The sequence below is a fragment of the Halomonas shengliensis genome, from assembly GCF_900104135.1.
GTDB classification, from domain to species: Bacteria; Pseudomonadota; Gammaproteobacteria; order Pseudomonadales; family Halomonadaceae; genus Halomonas; species Halomonas shengliensis.
The window spans coordinates 150,422-164,150 of the sequence record NZ_FNIV01000001.1 but is presented as its reverse complement, the minus strand read 5'-3'; the positions used below and the strand labels follow the sequence as shown (position 1 = coordinate 164,150).

Here is a 13,729-nt window from a genome sequence, read left to right as displayed (position 1 = left end):
AGCATCTGTAGGCCTTATGGGGACTGCAAGCTGGCGCAGCCGACCCACCATGGCGGATCGGCTGCCTCACACTCACCTATCAGTCATCGTCGTCATCGACCTGATGGCCGATAACGCCGCCAACGATGGCACCGCCAACGGTACCGGCGGTGCTGCCTCCCGTCAGGACCGAGCCGCCGACAGCACCGGCACCCGCACCGAGGGCGGTGTTCCTGTCCTGGGTCGACATCCCGGAGCAGGCCGACAGGCCCACCATCAGGGACAGGGCCAGGGCACCCAGCGTCAATCCTTGCATCCTGTTCATGATCCACCTCCATGAGTATCCGTCGCTAGCCGCGACATCGTGGCTGAAAGCCAAGTGAGACAACGCCCTGTGCACTCCCATCCGTATCCTAGCGACTTTACCCGGAAGATGAAGTTCCCAGCATACAAGCTAGGCGCCGGCCTGACGCATGTTGTCGAAGAAGCGACTGTGTGCACTATCTGGATATGCGCTCCCGACATTTTTTTGGTTCATCGCATTTTCCCGGGACGACACTCACAGCGCGTGCCGAACATCGCCGCACTCGATGACTGGCAAGGTAGTGGGCCATGTCTAAGCCGGGGTAACGGCGGAAGGTCCAGATGCCCCGACCCGTCGTGGCAGCTCGTCATGCAGCATCTCGACGAAGGCGCGTATCCGCGCGGGCACATGGCGACGCTGGCGATAGACGGCATGGAAGTCGGCGCGCACGCCCTGCCACTAGGGCAGCGGCGCCACCAGGCGTCCATTACAAACATAACTTTTTACCTGCTAGACATTGCCGACCAACTATTTGAAATGCGACTCATCCTCGTAAATTCGGCAACAAGAAAAACATAGCTCTGGACAAATTGTATGACAGAGTTACAATTATCATTCCAGAGCAGTAGTATTACAATTTCCTCTAAAAAATTCAGCTCAACCCCTTATAGGTAACAAAATGACGACTCCAGCTTTGTGGAGTGCCCAAGCGCACATGCCTTCGGTGACCGGCCGACAGATTCAGGTGGTCTCCGCGAAAGGCGCCTATCTCACCACAGATACCGGCGCCAGGCTCTTCGATGGCACCGCATCCCTGTGGTACGCCAACATCGGCCACGGGCGCGAGGAGATGGCGAAGGTCGCCTACGAGCAGATGAAGACGCTCGACTCCTACCATGTGTTCGGCCGCTACACGAATGACCGGGCCGTTGCGCTTGCGGAAACGCTCGTCAGTATGGCCCCGATCGACGATGCCAAGGTCATCCTGAATAGCGGCGGCTCCGACTCCATCGATGTGGCGCTGAAGCTGGCGCGCCGCTACTGGAACCAGATGGGCCGCACATCGAAGCGGGTAGTGATCAGCCGCGAGCACTCCTACCACGGGCTCCACGCGTATGGCACCAGCGTCGCCGGGCTCGACTTCAACCGTGAAGGCTACGGAACGGATTCCCTGGTCGATGGCACCGAACGCGTCGACAAGCACTCGACAACGGCCTTCGCCGAGGCTATCCAGCGGATCGGCGCGGACAACATCGCCGCCTATATCGCCGAACCCGTGATGGGAACCGGTGGGGTGCATCCTCCGCAAGAGGGCTACTTCGCGGAAATTCAGCGGCTATGCCATGAGAACGACATCCTGTTCATCGCCGATGAGGTGATCACCGGCTTCGGGCGAACCGGCGCCATGTTTGCCTCGACCCGCTATGCGCTGCAGCCGGATATTGTCACCTTCGCCAAGGGCGTGACCTCCGGCTATGCCGCCCTAGGTGGGATATTCGTTGCCCCCCGCGTGTGGCGGCCTTTCTTCGAACGGGGAGCCGCCTCTCCGGTATACCGCCACGGCACGACGTATTCCGGCCATCCCGTTACCGCCGCCCTCGCCATTAAGAACCTCGACATCATCGAACGCGAGGGCTTGGTGGAGCGCGCGGCGGCGCTCGAGCGCGTGCTGGCCGGTGAGCTGGCGGCGATCGCATCGCATGAACTCGTGACAGCCACGCGTGTCGGTGGCTTTTTGGGGGCCATCGAGCTGAATGACGAGGTTCAGGCGGAATGGGTCACCGACCAGATTCTCGACCTCGGCTTCATCACTCGCCCCTTGCGGGGCAACACCGTGCAGATCAGCCCGCCCTTCATCACGACGGACCAGGAAGTGCGCGACCTCGTCAACGGTGTTCGACACGTACTCGACGACATTCGGTCAGGCGTAGTTCGGGCCTCGGCATAAGTGAAGAACGGAGAAGTACCTACCATGCAACAACCTACCCCTTCACCTGAGCGCCTCGCCGCTTCCGATGAGGCCCTGAAGAGCTTGCCCGGCCATCGCAACCATGCGCCCGGCGACAAGGAATTTGCCGTCCTCGACCCCTCCACGGAGGAGCGTATCGCCACCCTGCCCAGCATGACGCCACAGGAAGCCCTGGCCGAGGTGGCGATAGCCGACAAGGCCGGCCGCTCCTGGGCGAAGACGACGCCGCGGTTGCGTTCCGACACCCTGCACAATGTCTATTCGGTACTGATCACCAATCAGGAACGCCTGGCCTATGTGATCAGTCGCGAGATGGGCAAGCCGCTGGCAGAGGCCCAGGGCGAGGTGCAGTATGCCGCCGATTACGTCCGGTGGTATGCCGAAGAGTTACTGCGCCCGGCTGGGGAGTACCGCGAGAATCCGGCGGGAGGCTCGACGATTCTGACACGCCGTGCTCCCGTGGGCCTGGCCCTGCTCATCGCGCCATGGAATTTCCCCATGGCGATGATCACGCGCAAGATCGCGCCAGCGATTGCCACCGGTTGCGCCTCCGTGATTAAGCCAGCAGCCCTGACACCATTGACCACGCTGCTGACCGTCGAGCTGATGGCGGAAGCCGGTGTGCCGCGTGAGCTGATGCGCGTGGTCACCACGGCGGATCCCGCCGCGTTCAGCGAAACGGTTCTCTCGGACCCGCGAGTGCGGAAGATTTCGTTCACCGGCTCCACCAGTGTGGGCAGTACGCTCATGGGGCTTGCGGCCAAGAATATCGTCAAGAGCTCGATGGAACTGGGGGGTAACGCCCCGCTCATCGTCTTCGACGACGCCGACCTCGAGCGCGCCGTTGAGGGAGCGATGCTGGCAAAGCTGCGCAATGGCGGGCAATCCTGCGTGGCGGCAAACCGCTTCTATGTGCAGGACAGCATTGCCGATGCGTTCGTCGAGGCCTTCAGCAAGCGGATGTCCGAGGTCGTCGTTGGCAATGCCATCGCCGAGGGAGTTGGCCTGGGTCCGGTGATCAACCGTCGTGCCGTCAACAACTTTGAGCACCTTGTCAGTGATGCCATTGCCCACGGTGCCGAGCTGCGCACCGGCGGGCTAGCCCCGGATGGCAACGGCTACTTCTTCGCCCCGACCGTGCTCGATCACGTGCCGGCTGAGGCCAGAATCGCAAACACCGAGATCTTCGGCCCCATCGCAGCCATTTCGCGCTTCTCGACCCAGGAAGAGGTGGTATCCCGCGCGAACGATACGCCGTTCGGGCTGGCCGGCTACGTCTTTACGGAAAACCTCGACCGCGCGCTCAATGTCGCGGACGAGCTGGAAACCGGCCTGGTCGGCATCAACAATGGGGTGCCCTCGAACCCGGCAGCGCCTTTTGGTGGCATGAAGCACTCCGGTCTTGGCCGCGAAGGCAGCCACGAAGGGCTGGAAGAATACCAGGAGATCCGTTACTACAATATCGCGCGTCGCCCCACCGTGTGAGCGATTCCCACGAACAGGGCCACGGCTGCCACCGGGGCCCCGTTCGTCGAGGGGCCCCCTACTTATGGTTTTACGTTAGGGGTTAAAAGATGCAAGGCGATACCCAGGCCCGGTATCATCTTGTTTCATTCACCCAGGAAACAGGAGCAGGGAGACGGCGCCACTACCGTCAACAGGGATGGGTATCCCCGCCTGGTTCCCCAGCTCAAGGTATCTCCCACCCACCATGAGCACACCCAAGCTTCGTACTATCTCAGTCGTGGATGCGGTTGCCGAGCAACTCAGCGAGGCAATTTTCGATGGTACCTTTCGTCCCGGTGACGTATTGGTGGAATCGCAACTCGCAAACCGCTACCAGGTACCTCGGCAAACGATCCGCTCCGCGGTCGTGGTGCTGATACATGATGGCATCCTCCGGCGTGAGCCCAACAAGAGCGTATACGTACCGCAGTTCTCGGAAGATGATCTTCGCGATCTTTTTGCCGTACGCCGGCTGCTCGAGATCGAAACGGCCCGCATCCTCGCATCGCGGAAGGTGGTCCCCAAAAGTGCCGAAAGCGCTGTACGGTTCATGGAAGTGCTATGTGATGAAAACGACTGGGACGAAGTCCTGAAGCTCGACTTTCAGTTCCATCAAGCACTGATTGAAGCCACTGGCAGTCCACGCCTGCAGCGGTTCTATCGCAGCATTTCGGCTGAAAAGCGCCTGGCACTCTCCTATTACCGCTCGGCCAACTCGTCACCCAAGGTGATCGCTCAGGAACATCGTGAGCTGCTCGATGCACTGCGCAGTGGAGACTCTGACACGGCCGCAAACGCTAGCCGCATCCACATAGAAGAGTCAGAAGCGTTCATCAATCGGGCGATACAAGCGCAACGCGAGCGTCAAGCCGTTCATCAAAATGCCAAGGCGCCTGAAGAGGAAGCCGAAAAGTGAGAGTCGCGGTCGTCGGACTCGGGGCCATCGGCGCACAGGTTCTGTGGCAGTTGAGCCGCGTCGGCGGCGTCGAGGTCCATGGCTTCGATAAGGAGTACCCCGGCCATCAGGCAGCTGGCGTAGGCGGAGAAAGCCGGCTGTTCTGGAACCTGGAACTGGCCGAGCCGGCCTACACTCCCCTGATCGAGCGTGCCGCGGTGGCATGGCGTGAACTCGAAGCCCTTAGCTGCCAGGTGCTGCGCGACCCCACTGGCGTGCTGATCTACGGAGGAGAACAGGACGCCCAGATGCAGTGCGCGCTTCACTCCGCCAAGGCGCTAGACGTACCCGTAGAGCCCCTGGAGACACCCGCCCTGCGACGTCGTTTTCCACGCATGGCGTTCGATGATCGTTCCCTTGGCCTCTGGGACATCAATGGGGCCGTCATTCGGCCAGAGCGTACCGTGGAAGTCACGGTGGCACTGGCCCGCCGGCACGGTGCTGTCGTTCATGAGTTCAGCCCTGTCAAAGCGCTCGATGTCACAGATTCCAAGGTCAGCCTACTCTCACCTTCCGGCAGGCAGGCCTTCGACCGTGTGGTGATATGCTGTGGCGGCTGGACACCGAAACTGGTACCCCATATCCAGCAAGACGTGGTGACAAGGCGCCTGACCTCATTGTGGTTCCATGCACGCCAGGACGATTTCATCGACGTGCCGCCATTCCTGAGAACGGCGCCTCAATACTGCTATGGCATTCCCAGCCATGACCGGCGCTCGGTCAAGCTCGGGCTTGGGTTCAATGACCATTACGTCACCGGCGATGCCGACAGGCTACCGCGACAACTCGAAGGGGCTGATCTCGCAGCGGAACTGGGCAAGTTCGAATGGGTTCGCGAGCGCATGCTGCCATGGCTCAGTCGCCGCCCCTACCGTGTCGAAACGTATGTCGAAAGCTATACGCGTTCCATGCTCGAGTATATTCGGCCGCATGTCGATAACCCGAATGTCATTGTCATGACAGGATTCTCGGGGCACGGCTTCCGTGTCTCTCCCGCCATCGGCGAGATCGGTTGCCAATTGGTGATCGATGGAAAAACCAGCGTGGATATCGGCTTCATGGAAAGGGCAAGCCCTGTGTTCTCCATTCTTGACCCCAAGCAAGGCACCACGACGCACAACTCTGTGATGGCAAGCAACCCTTCCCTGGCTTGAGCCCGCCAATCCCCTCCTCCTACCTTGCGCCGAGTGGGGCGCCGGACGGATGCCCCGCCAGCGCCCCGCCAGGTTCACAAGGAACGTGTCATCCCAGCAAATTGGGCAAGAAGAGAGAGATCTGCGGCACGTACGCCACCAGGAACAGGATGGCGATAAGTGCCGCCACGAACGGCAGCGCCGCGATGCTCACCTTTTCTATCGACAAGCCGCTGATGGCACTGGCCACATTGAGGTTGTCACCCACGGGCGGCGTGGCAAAGCCAATCATGGAAGCCATGATCATCACAATGCCGAAATGGACCGGGTCCATTCCCATCTGCATGACCACGGGAACGAGTATGGGCGCCAAGAGGATGATCCCCGCCACCGTCTCCATGAACATGCCAACGAACAGCAACAACAGAACGATCACGGCGAGAATGATCCAGATCGGCACAGGCAACGCACCGAGAAAGTTGGCAATCAAGGTGGGGATTCGTTCGAGCGTCAAGATTCTAGCATAAGTGGATGCCGTCGCGATAATCACCAGGATCATCCCGGAAATGAGGAAGGTGGTTTTCAGCATCAAGGGTATTTGTGACAGCTGGGCCTCGCGATACAAGGATGCAAGCACCAGACTGTAGGCCACGGCGATACCCGAAGCCTCGGTCGGCGTGAACACACCGCCATAGATGCCACCCAGCACCACCACAGGCATGAGCAGCGTCCACTTTGCCCTCCATATGGCCTCACGGCGCTCACCCCAGTTCGCTTTGGGAGACTTGATACCGTAGCCATTCTTCTTGCAGATGTAACGGCTGACAATATAAAGGGTCAGCACGATGACAAGGCCGGGAATGAGGCCGGCAAGAAACAGGTCACCAATGGACGTGTTCGTGGTTATGCCATAGATGATGAGCGGAATGCTGGGGGGTATCACAATGCCCACGCCTCCAGCGGTCGCCAATGTGCCGGCACTGAAGCCTCGACCGTACCCTTCCCGGATCATCGCGGGAATCATGATCCCACCGATGGCGGCTACCGTTGCCGGGCCAGAGCCACTCAACATGGCAAACACAGTGGTTCCCAGCAGTGTAACGGCCGGCAACCCGCCGGTGATATGGCCAACGAATGCCTTGGCCGCCTCGATCAACCTCTTGGAGAGCCCGCCATACTCCATGATGACGCCGGACAGCACGAAAAGAGGCACCGCAAGCAATGAGTATGAGTCAATGGCCCCAAACATCGTTTGCGTAAGATAGTTGACCGACACGACCTCAGTCATCATGACCGAGAGCATAGAGGAGACCCCAAGCGCAAACGCAACGGGCATGCCCAGTATGAGAAGCACAATAAAGCTAATTGCCAGAACACTGATGCCCATGACTTAATCACCTTCGGGCTGTGATGGAGGAATAGGGGCGAAGGGGTTTCGAATGATATCGACGAGAGAACGCAACGTATGCTGCAACACCCGAAACGACATCAAGGATAGGCCCAGGGGAAGCCCGACATAGACGAGATACATGGGAATCTGTGAACCGGGAGACAACTGTCCAGTAATCACTTGCCTTCTGACCATCTCGATCGACAGAAAAAACATGTAAACGAGAAAGGCCAGCCAGATGATGAGTATAACAAGTTGGACAATCCGTTGAGCGAGAGGTACTTTCTTGCCAATCAGGTCAACGACTACGCCAAACCTTACATGTCGCTGATACTTGATGGCATAACTGCCACTCAAATAGACGAACCAGACAAGCGCATACCGTGCAAGCTCTTCAGACCATGCGGGTGGACTATTGAAGACATATCGCATCACGACCTGGAAAATCACCAGTGACGCAAACACGACGAGGGCTACCGTGGCCAGGTAGGTTTCGATGTGATCGTCGAAATGTGAATATATCCACTTCAGCATGGGGCTATCATCCATTCTGCGACAAAGACAACGCGCCCCTACCCAAGCCTGTCGACTCAGATAGGGGCACTCTTGGCCTAAATTACTGAATGGCTTCAAGGAAGGTGGCGTTGCCTGCCGCTTCCAGAATCGCCTTGAGCTTTTCTGTATCCACTTCGGAGGCGTTATCCGCATAGAACGGAACGGCCGAGTCAATCCATGCTTGCCGCTCTTCTTCTGTCAGATCGGTGACGGTGCCACCCTCGGCCTCGATTTCGGCACGGATCTCATCGCTCACGGTCTTCTTGAGAGAGCGAATCTTATCGATCGCCGCATCGGCGGCAGACTGAATGACCTCCTGATCCTCCTCGGACAGGCTCTCATAGAAATCCTTGTTGATGAGCAGGACTTCAGGGTCATAGATGTGCCGGGTTTCGGTCAGGTAGTTCGCGGGCTCGGTCAAGCGAGCCGAATAGAGAAGTTCGTAGGGGTTCTCCACACCATCCACGACGCCCTGTTGCAGGGATGTGAAAACCTCGGGAAAGGAAATAGGCGTAGGCGCCGCACCGATACTCTCCCAATACGCAATATGCATTGGCACCTGCATGGTACGGAGCTTGATGCCTTCCATGTCCTCCGGCACGCGGACCGTGCCATCGGTCATAGCTAGGTTACGGAAGCCATTCTCGCCCCAGCCGAGCGCGATCAAGCCGCTGTCGGCCAAACCCGCCAGCATCTCGTCGCCGAGTTCGCTGTCGAGCACTTCATGGGCCGTATCCGCGTCCTCGAAGATGAAGGGAAAGTCAAAGACCTCGAGTGACTTGTCGAAGTTGGCAAGCACGCCAACCGAAGGCGCTGTCATCTCGATATCGCCGAACTGGGTCGCTTCGATCATTTCTCGCTCACCACCAAGCTGGCCATCGGGGTACACCTCGACCGTAATTCGCCCGTCGGTACCCTCTGCCACCTGCTCAGCGAAAAGCTCATAACCCTGGTTTTGCGTGTCGCCTGCAGAGATAACGTTGCCAAATTTAATGGTGTGGCTGTCAGCAGCAGTAGCGACGCCCGACCAGGCAGTGAGACCAAATGCAGCGACGGCTCCGGCAGTAATAAGGTTTGTTGTGCGGATCATACAGTACTCCTGTTATTGGAAAGTCATGTTGGAGCAACAGAATGATGGGCTGGTGGGTCGGTTGCCAATTTTACCGATCATGCACCCCCAACACTGTCTTACAGTAACACAATATGCATCATGCGCAACTGACATACGAACACCTTACGAGGGCTAGGTCTAAGCTAAGCGCTTCATGCACAGCGAATCGCAGAGAAGGAGATGGGTATACGCTCGTGGTGGGTGGTGGTAGTAAGAGACCAGCGACGGACCGGAAATCTTGACGTCATCAGCCGTTGTGTCGCCGTGTAGGAAGGTTTTCAGGGCAGATCTCCACCGCTTCGCGGTGTTAGCTCTGCCCCCACATCAGATTTTCCATGGAAAGCCCCACCCGCCCGGGCAGCTCGTCATGCAGCATCTCGACGAAGGCGCGTATCCGCGCGGGCACATGGCGACGCTGGCGATAGACGGCATGGAAGTCGGCGCGCACGCCCTGCCACTCGGGCAGCAGCGCCACCAGGCGCCCTTCCGCCAGGTGCGACTGGACATCCCACCGCGAGCGCAGGATGACCCCGTGGCCATCCAGCGCCAGGTTGACGATGACCTCGCCGTCATTGCTGGCCAGGGGCCCGGCGACCTTGACCGCCTGGTCCGGGCACGCGCCAGCGCGGTGCTCGAAGCGCCAGAGCGCAAAGTCGCTGTCGTTCTCGCGCAGCACCAGGCAGGAGTGCCTCGCCAGGTCCGCCGGCTCCGCCAGGCGGGGCATCCGCTCGGCATAGGCGGGCGCCGCGCAGAGGATCCGGCGGTTGTCGAGGATGCGCTGGGCGACCAGCCGCGAATCGGGGAGGGCTCCCACCCGGATGCCGATATCCACGCCCTGCTCGCCCGGCGTCATGGGGAAGTTGCTGAGTTCGAGGATGCCCTCCACGCCCGGGTGGCTGGCACAGAAGCGGGAGAGCAGCGGGGCCACATGGCGGCGCCCGAGGCCGAAGGTGGCGTTGACCTTGAGCGGCCCCGAGAGCGCGGCACGCTGGGCACCGAGGCCCTCCTCCAGCTCGGCCAGCTCATCGAGGATCGACCCGCCATCGGCCAGGTAACGCTCCCCTTCCGCCGTCAGGGTCAGGCGCCGCGTGGTGCGACTGGCCAGGCTGACCCCCAGGCGGGACTCGAGCTGCTTCAGGCGCTTGCTGACCGCCGACAGGGAGAGCCCCAGGTCGCGGGCGGTCGCCGTCAGGCTGCCGGCCCGCGCCAGGCGCTGGAAGAAGGCGAGGTCATCAAGCGGCGCCATGGAACTCTCCACTCAGGGTCAACAATGCCTTGCATCCTAGCCTGATTATCTCTCTCCTGTCAGGGACTAGAGTAGGAGCATTCCCCGCACAGAGAAGAGGAGAAGGGTAGATGGCACAGCGCATCGCAGTAATCCCCGGCGACGGCATCGGCAAGGAGGTGATGCCCGAGGGCGTGCGCGCCCTCACGGCCGCCGCCGAACGCTTCGGCATCGAGATCGAGCTCACCGACTTCGACTTCGCCAGCTGCGACTACTACGCCGAGCACGGCCAGATGCTGCCCGACGACTGGTTCGACCGGCTCAAGGACTTCGACGCCCTCTTCTACGGTGCCGTTGGCTGGCCCGAGACGGTGCCCGACCACGTCTCGCTGTGGGGCTCGCTGCTGCAGTTCCGCCGCCGCTTCGACCAGTACGTCAACCTGCGCCCCTGCAAGCTGCTACCAGGCGTGAAGAGCCCGCTGGCGGACCGCCGGCCCGGCGATATCGACTTCTACGTGGTGCGCGAGAACACCGAGGGCGAGTATTCCAGCGTCGGCGGCAAGATGTTCGAGGGCACCGAGCGCGAGGTGGTGATCCAGGAGACGGTGATGACCCGCCACGGCACCGACCGGGTGCTGAGGTTCGCCTATGAGCTGGCCCAGTCGCGCCCGAGGAAGAAGCTCACCTCGGCCACCAAGTCCAACGGCATCGCCATCACCATGCCCTGGTGGGACGAGCGCGTGAAGGCGATGGGGGCGAACTACCCGGAGGTGTCGGTGGACCAGTTCCATATCGACATCCTCACCGCCAACTTCGTGATGCACCCCGACTGGTTCGACGTGGTGGTGGCCAGCAACCTGTTCGGTGACATCCTCTCCGACCTGGGCCCCGCCTGCACCGGCACCATCGGCGTGGCGCCCTCGGCCAACATCAACCCGGAGGGCACCTTCCCAAGCCTGTTCGAGCCGGTCCACGGCAGCGCCCCGGACATCGCGGGCAAGGGCATCGCCAACCCCATCGGCCAGATCTGGTCGGCGGCGATGATGCTCGAGCACCTGGGCCACCAGGAGGCGGCCGATGCCATCGTCGCCGCCTTCGAGGCGGTGCTCGCCGAGGGTGACAAGGCGGTAATGACGCCGGATGTGGGCGGCACCGGCACCACCGAGGGCCTGGGCCGCGCCATCGCCGCGCGCATCAGCGGCTGACGCCCCCTCGATGTGAGACGGCCATCGCTTCCGCGGTGGCCATCGCCGTTTATCCCATCTCGCCTTGCCGTTGCCTCAGCCCTTGCGGGGCCGGGGTGCTATCACCTCGTCGTCGTGCAGCGTCTCCCAGCCGGTGATCATCGCCTTGATATGCGAAAGCGGCGTATGGCCGGTGGTGGTCAGGTAGACGTGGACGATCACGAAGGCCAGCATCAGGAAGGCGCCGAGCACATGCAGCCCCGCCACCTGCTCCAGGCCCAGCCAGGCCGGGGCCAGCTCGCGCAGCGGCTCCCAGAACAGGTAGGCGAGCCCCGTGACCCACACCAGCGGGTTGATCACCAGCTTCACCCCCAGGTAGGCCAGCCGCTGCAGCGGGTTGTGCTTGCGCTGCGGGGTCTGCCGGTAGGGGTGGGGGTCGCCGACGAAGATGCCGTAGGCATAGAAGCGCACCACCGCCCCGATGCGCTCCAGGGTGGGAATGTACTGGCGCCACTGGCCGGTGGTGAAGTGCCAGAAGATGGCGAACACCCAGAGCCCGATCAGCAACCAGGCCGCCGTCTCGTGAAGCCTCACCGCCGGGCCGAAGTGGAGCAGGTCGTGGACGCCGCGGATGGCGAAGCCACTGAACAGCAACACCAGCACCAGCAGTGCCTGGGCCCAGTGCCAGAAGCGCTCGAAGCGGGTAAAGAGATAGACGCGCTGGCTCATGTCAGTGCTCCTTGCGGCGGTGGCGGGTCGCGACGCGCAGGGCCCCGTGGCCAAGCACGCCCAGCAGCATCAGCCCGGCCAGGCCGAAGCCGAAGCGGTCGAGCAGTTCGTGGCGATCGCGCCCGGGCAGCCACACCCCCTCCACCCCGGCCAGGCGGCCCTCCTCGGCGTGGCAGCTGCCGCACTTCAGGGCCTGCTCGCTCGGCGCCACCATATGGGTGATGGGCCACAGCATGGTGGTCTCGACGAAGTCGAACTCGCCGCTGAAGGGCTGGCCGGCGGCCTCGGTGCCCGCCTCGAGCGCCTTCGCCCAGTCGAAGTTGAACCAGAAGGCGGTGTCGTCGGGGATCGCCACATGGGGCACCAGCAGGGTGTTGTGCACGGTGTCGTAGGGCTGCTGGCCGTGGAACAGCTTCACCGGCCAGATGCGCGAGTCCTCGCCGCCCGGCGTGCCGTGGTACGTATTGATGGGCACCGGGGCGCTGTCGGGATCGATCTCGGTCTCGGTGGTGGTGAAGGTCACGTCGCCGTTGAACCAGACATACTCGGGCACCACGTCCTCGCCCAGGGTGAAGTCGCCCTTGCGGCTGTCGTAGATCACATGGCCATCGTCATCCTTGCGCTGGAACGGCTTGCCGTCCTCGTCCAGCTGGCCGCCGGTGGACCAGTCCCAGGCCATCTTGGTGGGCACCCCGCCACGGGCGAAGGCGGGGATATGGCAGGTCTGGCAGGCCAGCGCCCGGGTATGCTCGTTGAGCCGGGTGGCCATGGCGCCCTCCTCGTGGGGCGCATTGCCGTGACAGGCCTGGCAGGTGGCCGGGTTGCGGTCGGTCTGCTCGCCGCGGCGGATCGCCCGGTTGTCGTCCACCGCCGAGACCTGGATGCGGCTGCCCGGTACCGCATGACTCTCGGTCTGGTGGCAGGTGCTGCAGCGGAAGTCGCCGCCATCCAGCCCCATGTGCACGTCAAGCGTACGGCTCGCCTCCACCAGTGAGGAGTCGAGGTCGCCATGCTTCACGCCGTCGCCGCCACCGCCATAGAAGTGGCAGCTGCCGCAGGTCTCCCGGGAGGTCTTGCCCACATGGCGGGCCACCTCGGCCAGGTCGGTGGGGCCATGGAACTTGCCGGAGCCCGGCGGATACTCGGTGCGCTCGACGGCGGGCCGCCCGGCCAGCCCCGCCACCTTCTTGTAGTCGCCGGTGTTGTGGCAGGAGAGGCAGTCCACCTTGAAGGGGTTGGAGAAGTCGAAGGTCTCGTCCTCCCAGCCATAACCGATATGGCACGAAGGCCTCGTTGGAGCGGTCGGCGATACAGAAGCCGTTGAGCATGCTCTTCTTGCCCAGCACCTCACCATCCACCGGGTTGTGGTACTCCCAGGTCCAGTGGCGGGTCGCCATCACCTCCTCGGCCGCCTCGGTATGGCAGCCCAGGCAGGCCTCGGTGACCTCCTCGCCGCTGGCGAAGGGTCCCTCGAGCGCCTCGAACTGACGATGGTCCGCGGTGCTGGCCAGCGTCGGCACCGACAGCCACACCATCAGCAGCGCTACCAGGGCCCAGCGTCCCGGTCGTGGATCCTGCCCCCGCATCATGCCTCCCCCCTTCGGCGGCCAGCCAGACGGCATGCCTGGCATCAGCATTGGCCAGCTTCCGCCCGCCCGCCTTGACGGGGGTCAATTTTCGTCCGCCACG

At 61.9% G+C, this 13,729-nt stretch carries 14 protein-coding genes; 7 read left to right on the top strand and 7 right to left on the bottom strand.

Annotation, left to right across the window (positions count from 1 at the left end; all coding sequences use genetic code 11):
• Positions 1 to 79 precede the first annotated feature (79 nt).
• The gene (locus BLP95_RS00760) at positions 80 to 304 is read right to left on the bottom strand and encodes a glycine zipper 2TM domain-containing protein (RefSeq protein WP_023004555.1); all 225 of its coding nucleotides are present in this window, start codon (positions 302 to 304) and stop codon (positions 80 to 82) included.
• A gap of 348 nt (positions 305 to 652) precedes the next feature.
• Between BLP95_RS00760 and BLP95_RS17230 the strand changes: the two genes are divergently transcribed.
• The 5 genes from BLP95_RS17230 (at position 653) to BLP95_RS00740 (ending at position 5,867) form a co-directional block, all read left to right on the top strand.
• Positions 653 to 862, top strand: coding sequence for a hypothetical protein (locus BLP95_RS17230; RefSeq protein ID WP_176760198.1), 210 nt, complete (start codon positions 653 to 655; stop codon positions 860 to 862).
• Positions 863 to 998: 136 nt separating this feature from the next.
• Complete coding sequence (locus BLP95_RS00755; RefSeq protein WP_218118502.1) at positions 999 to 2,231, top strand: aminotransferase family protein; 1,233 nt, start codon at positions 999 to 1,001, stop codon at positions 2,229 to 2,231.
• 24 nt (positions 2,232 to 2,255) lie between these two features.
• Entirely contained in the window at positions 2,256 to 3,737 is a 1,482-nt protein-coding gene (locus BLP95_RS00750; protein WP_089676288.1) for an NAD-dependent succinate-semialdehyde dehydrogenase, read from the top strand.
• A 226-nt stretch (positions 3,738 to 3,963) separates the two neighbouring features.
• Entirely contained in the window at positions 3,964 to 4,674 is a 711-nt protein-coding gene (locus BLP95_RS00745; RefSeq protein ID WP_176760197.1) for a GntR family transcriptional regulator, read from the top strand.
• Positions 4,671 to 5,867, top strand: a complete 1,197-nt coding sequence (locus tag BLP95_RS00740) for an FAD-dependent oxidoreductase (protein WP_089676286.1) — start codon at positions 4,671 to 4,673, stop codon at positions 5,865 to 5,867. Before BLP95_RS00745 ends, BLP95_RS00740 begins: the two co-directional genes overlap by 4 nt.
• An 88-nt stretch (positions 5,868 to 5,955) precedes the next feature.
• On the opposite strand, the gene BLP95_RS00735 is transcribed toward BLP95_RS00740, so the two are convergent.
• The 4 genes from BLP95_RS00735 to BLP95_RS00720 form a co-directional block, all read right to left on the bottom strand.
• Positions 5,956 to 7,233 (bottom strand): TRAP transporter large permease, encoded by a 1,278-nt coding sequence (locus tag BLP95_RS00735; protein ID WP_089676285.1) that lies wholly within the window; start codon positions 7,231 to 7,233, stop codon positions 5,956 to 5,958.
• Positions 7,234 to 7,236: 3 nt separating this feature from the next.
• The gene (locus BLP95_RS00730; protein WP_176760196.1) at positions 7,237 to 7,770 is read right to left on the bottom strand and encodes a TRAP transporter small permease; all 534 of its coding nucleotides are present in this window, start codon (positions 7,768 to 7,770) and stop codon (positions 7,237 to 7,239) included.
• Positions 7,771 to 7,852: 82 nt separating this feature from the next.
• Positions 7,853 to 8,881: a TRAP transporter substrate-binding protein gene (locus tag BLP95_RS00725; protein WP_089676283.1), complete on the bottom strand. Its 1,029-nt coding sequence runs from the start codon at positions 8,879 to 8,881 to the stop codon at positions 7,853 to 7,855.
• 328 nt (positions 8,882 to 9,209) lie between these two features.
• A complete protein-coding gene (locus tag BLP95_RS00720; protein ID WP_089676282.1) occupies positions 9,210 to 10,148 on the bottom strand; it encodes a LysR family transcriptional regulator in 939 nt (312 codons plus the stop codon).
• Positions 10,149 to 10,258: 110 nt separating this feature from the next.
• Here BLP95_RS00720 and BLP95_RS00715 point away from each other — a divergent pair, with 110 nt between their 5' ends.
• Complete coding sequence (locus BLP95_RS00715; RefSeq protein ID WP_089676281.1) at positions 10,259 to 11,332, top strand: tartrate dehydrogenase; 1,074 nt, start codon at positions 10,259 to 10,261, stop codon at positions 11,330 to 11,332.
• Between the two features lie 75 nt (positions 11,333 to 11,407).
• Here the strand turns inward: BLP95_RS00715 and BLP95_RS00710 are convergent, their stop codons facing one another.
• Both BLP95_RS00710 and BLP95_RS00705 read right to left on the bottom strand, forming a co-directional pair.
• Entirely contained in the window at positions 11,408 to 12,040 is a 633-nt protein-coding gene (locus BLP95_RS00710) for a cytochrome b/b6 domain-containing protein (RefSeq protein WP_089676280.1), read from the bottom strand.
• A gap of 1 nt (position 12,041) precedes the next feature.
• Entirely contained in the window at positions 12,042 to 13,394 is a 1,353-nt protein-coding gene (locus BLP95_RS00705; RefSeq protein ID WP_245678642.1) for a tetrathionate reductase family octaheme c-type cytochrome, read from the bottom strand.
• On the opposite strand from BLP95_RS00705, the gene BLP95_RS16940 reads away from it, so the two are divergent.
• A complete protein-coding gene (locus tag BLP95_RS16940; RefSeq protein ID WP_218118515.1) occupies positions 13,367 to 13,528 on the top strand; it encodes a hypothetical protein in 162 nt (53 codons plus the stop codon). The genes BLP95_RS00705 and BLP95_RS16940 overlap by 28 nt on opposite strands.
• The last annotated feature ends 201 nt before the right edge of the window (positions 13,529 to 13,729 follow it).

What these genes read in the sequence shown, in the direction of transcription:
- BLP95_RS00760 (WP_023004555.1), bottom strand. Translation starts at nt 304, where the DNA reads ATGAACAGGATGCAAGGATTGACGCTGGGTGCCCTGGCCCTGTCCCTG.
- BLP95_RS17230 (WP_176760198.1), top strand. Translation starts at nt 653, where the DNA reads ATGCAGCATCTCGACGAAGGCGCGTATCCGCGCGGGCACATGGCGACG.
- BLP95_RS00755 (WP_218118502.1), top strand. Translation starts at nt 999, where the DNA reads ATGCCTTCGGTGACCGGCCGACAGATTCAGGTGGTCTCCGCGAAAGGC.
- BLP95_RS00750 (WP_089676288.1), top strand. Translation starts at nt 2,256, where the DNA reads ATGCAACAACCTACCCCTTCACCTGAGCGCCTCGCCGCTTCCGATGAG.
- BLP95_RS00745 (WP_176760197.1), top strand. Translation starts at nt 3,964, where the DNA reads ATGAGCACACCCAAGCTTCGTACTATCTCAGTCGTGGATGCGGTTGCC.
- BLP95_RS00735 (WP_089676285.1), bottom strand. Translation starts at nt 7,233, where the DNA reads ATGGGCATCAGTGTTCTGGCAATTAGCTTTATTGTGCTTCTCATACTG.
- BLP95_RS00730 (WP_176760196.1), bottom strand. Translation starts at nt 7,770, where the DNA reads ATGCTGAAGTGGATATATTCACATTTCGACGATCACATCGAAACCTAC.
- BLP95_RS00725 (WP_089676283.1), bottom strand. Translation starts at nt 8,881, where the DNA reads ATGATCCGCACAACAAACCTTATTACTGCCGGAGCCGTCGCTGCATTT.
- BLP95_RS00720 (WP_089676282.1), bottom strand. Translation starts at nt 10,148, where the DNA reads ATGGCGCCGCTTGATGACCTCGCCTTCTTCCAGCGCCTGGCGCGGGCC.
- BLP95_RS00715 (WP_089676281.1), top strand. Translation starts at nt 10,259, where the DNA reads ATGGCACAGCGCATCGCAGTAATCCCCGGCGACGGCATCGGCAAGGAG.
- BLP95_RS00710 (WP_089676280.1), bottom strand. Translation starts at nt 12,040, where the DNA reads ATGAGCCAGCGCGTCTATCTCTTTACCCGCTTCGAGCGCTTCTGGCAC.
- BLP95_RS16940 (WP_218118515.1), top strand. Translation starts at nt 13,367, where the DNA reads ATGCTCTTCTTGCCCAGCACCTCACCATCCACCGGGTTGTGGTACTCC.
- BLP95_RS00705 (WP_245678642.1), bottom strand. Translation starts at nt 13,394, where the DNA reads ATGGTGAGGTGCTGGGCAAGAAGAGCATGCTCAACGGCTTCTGTATCG.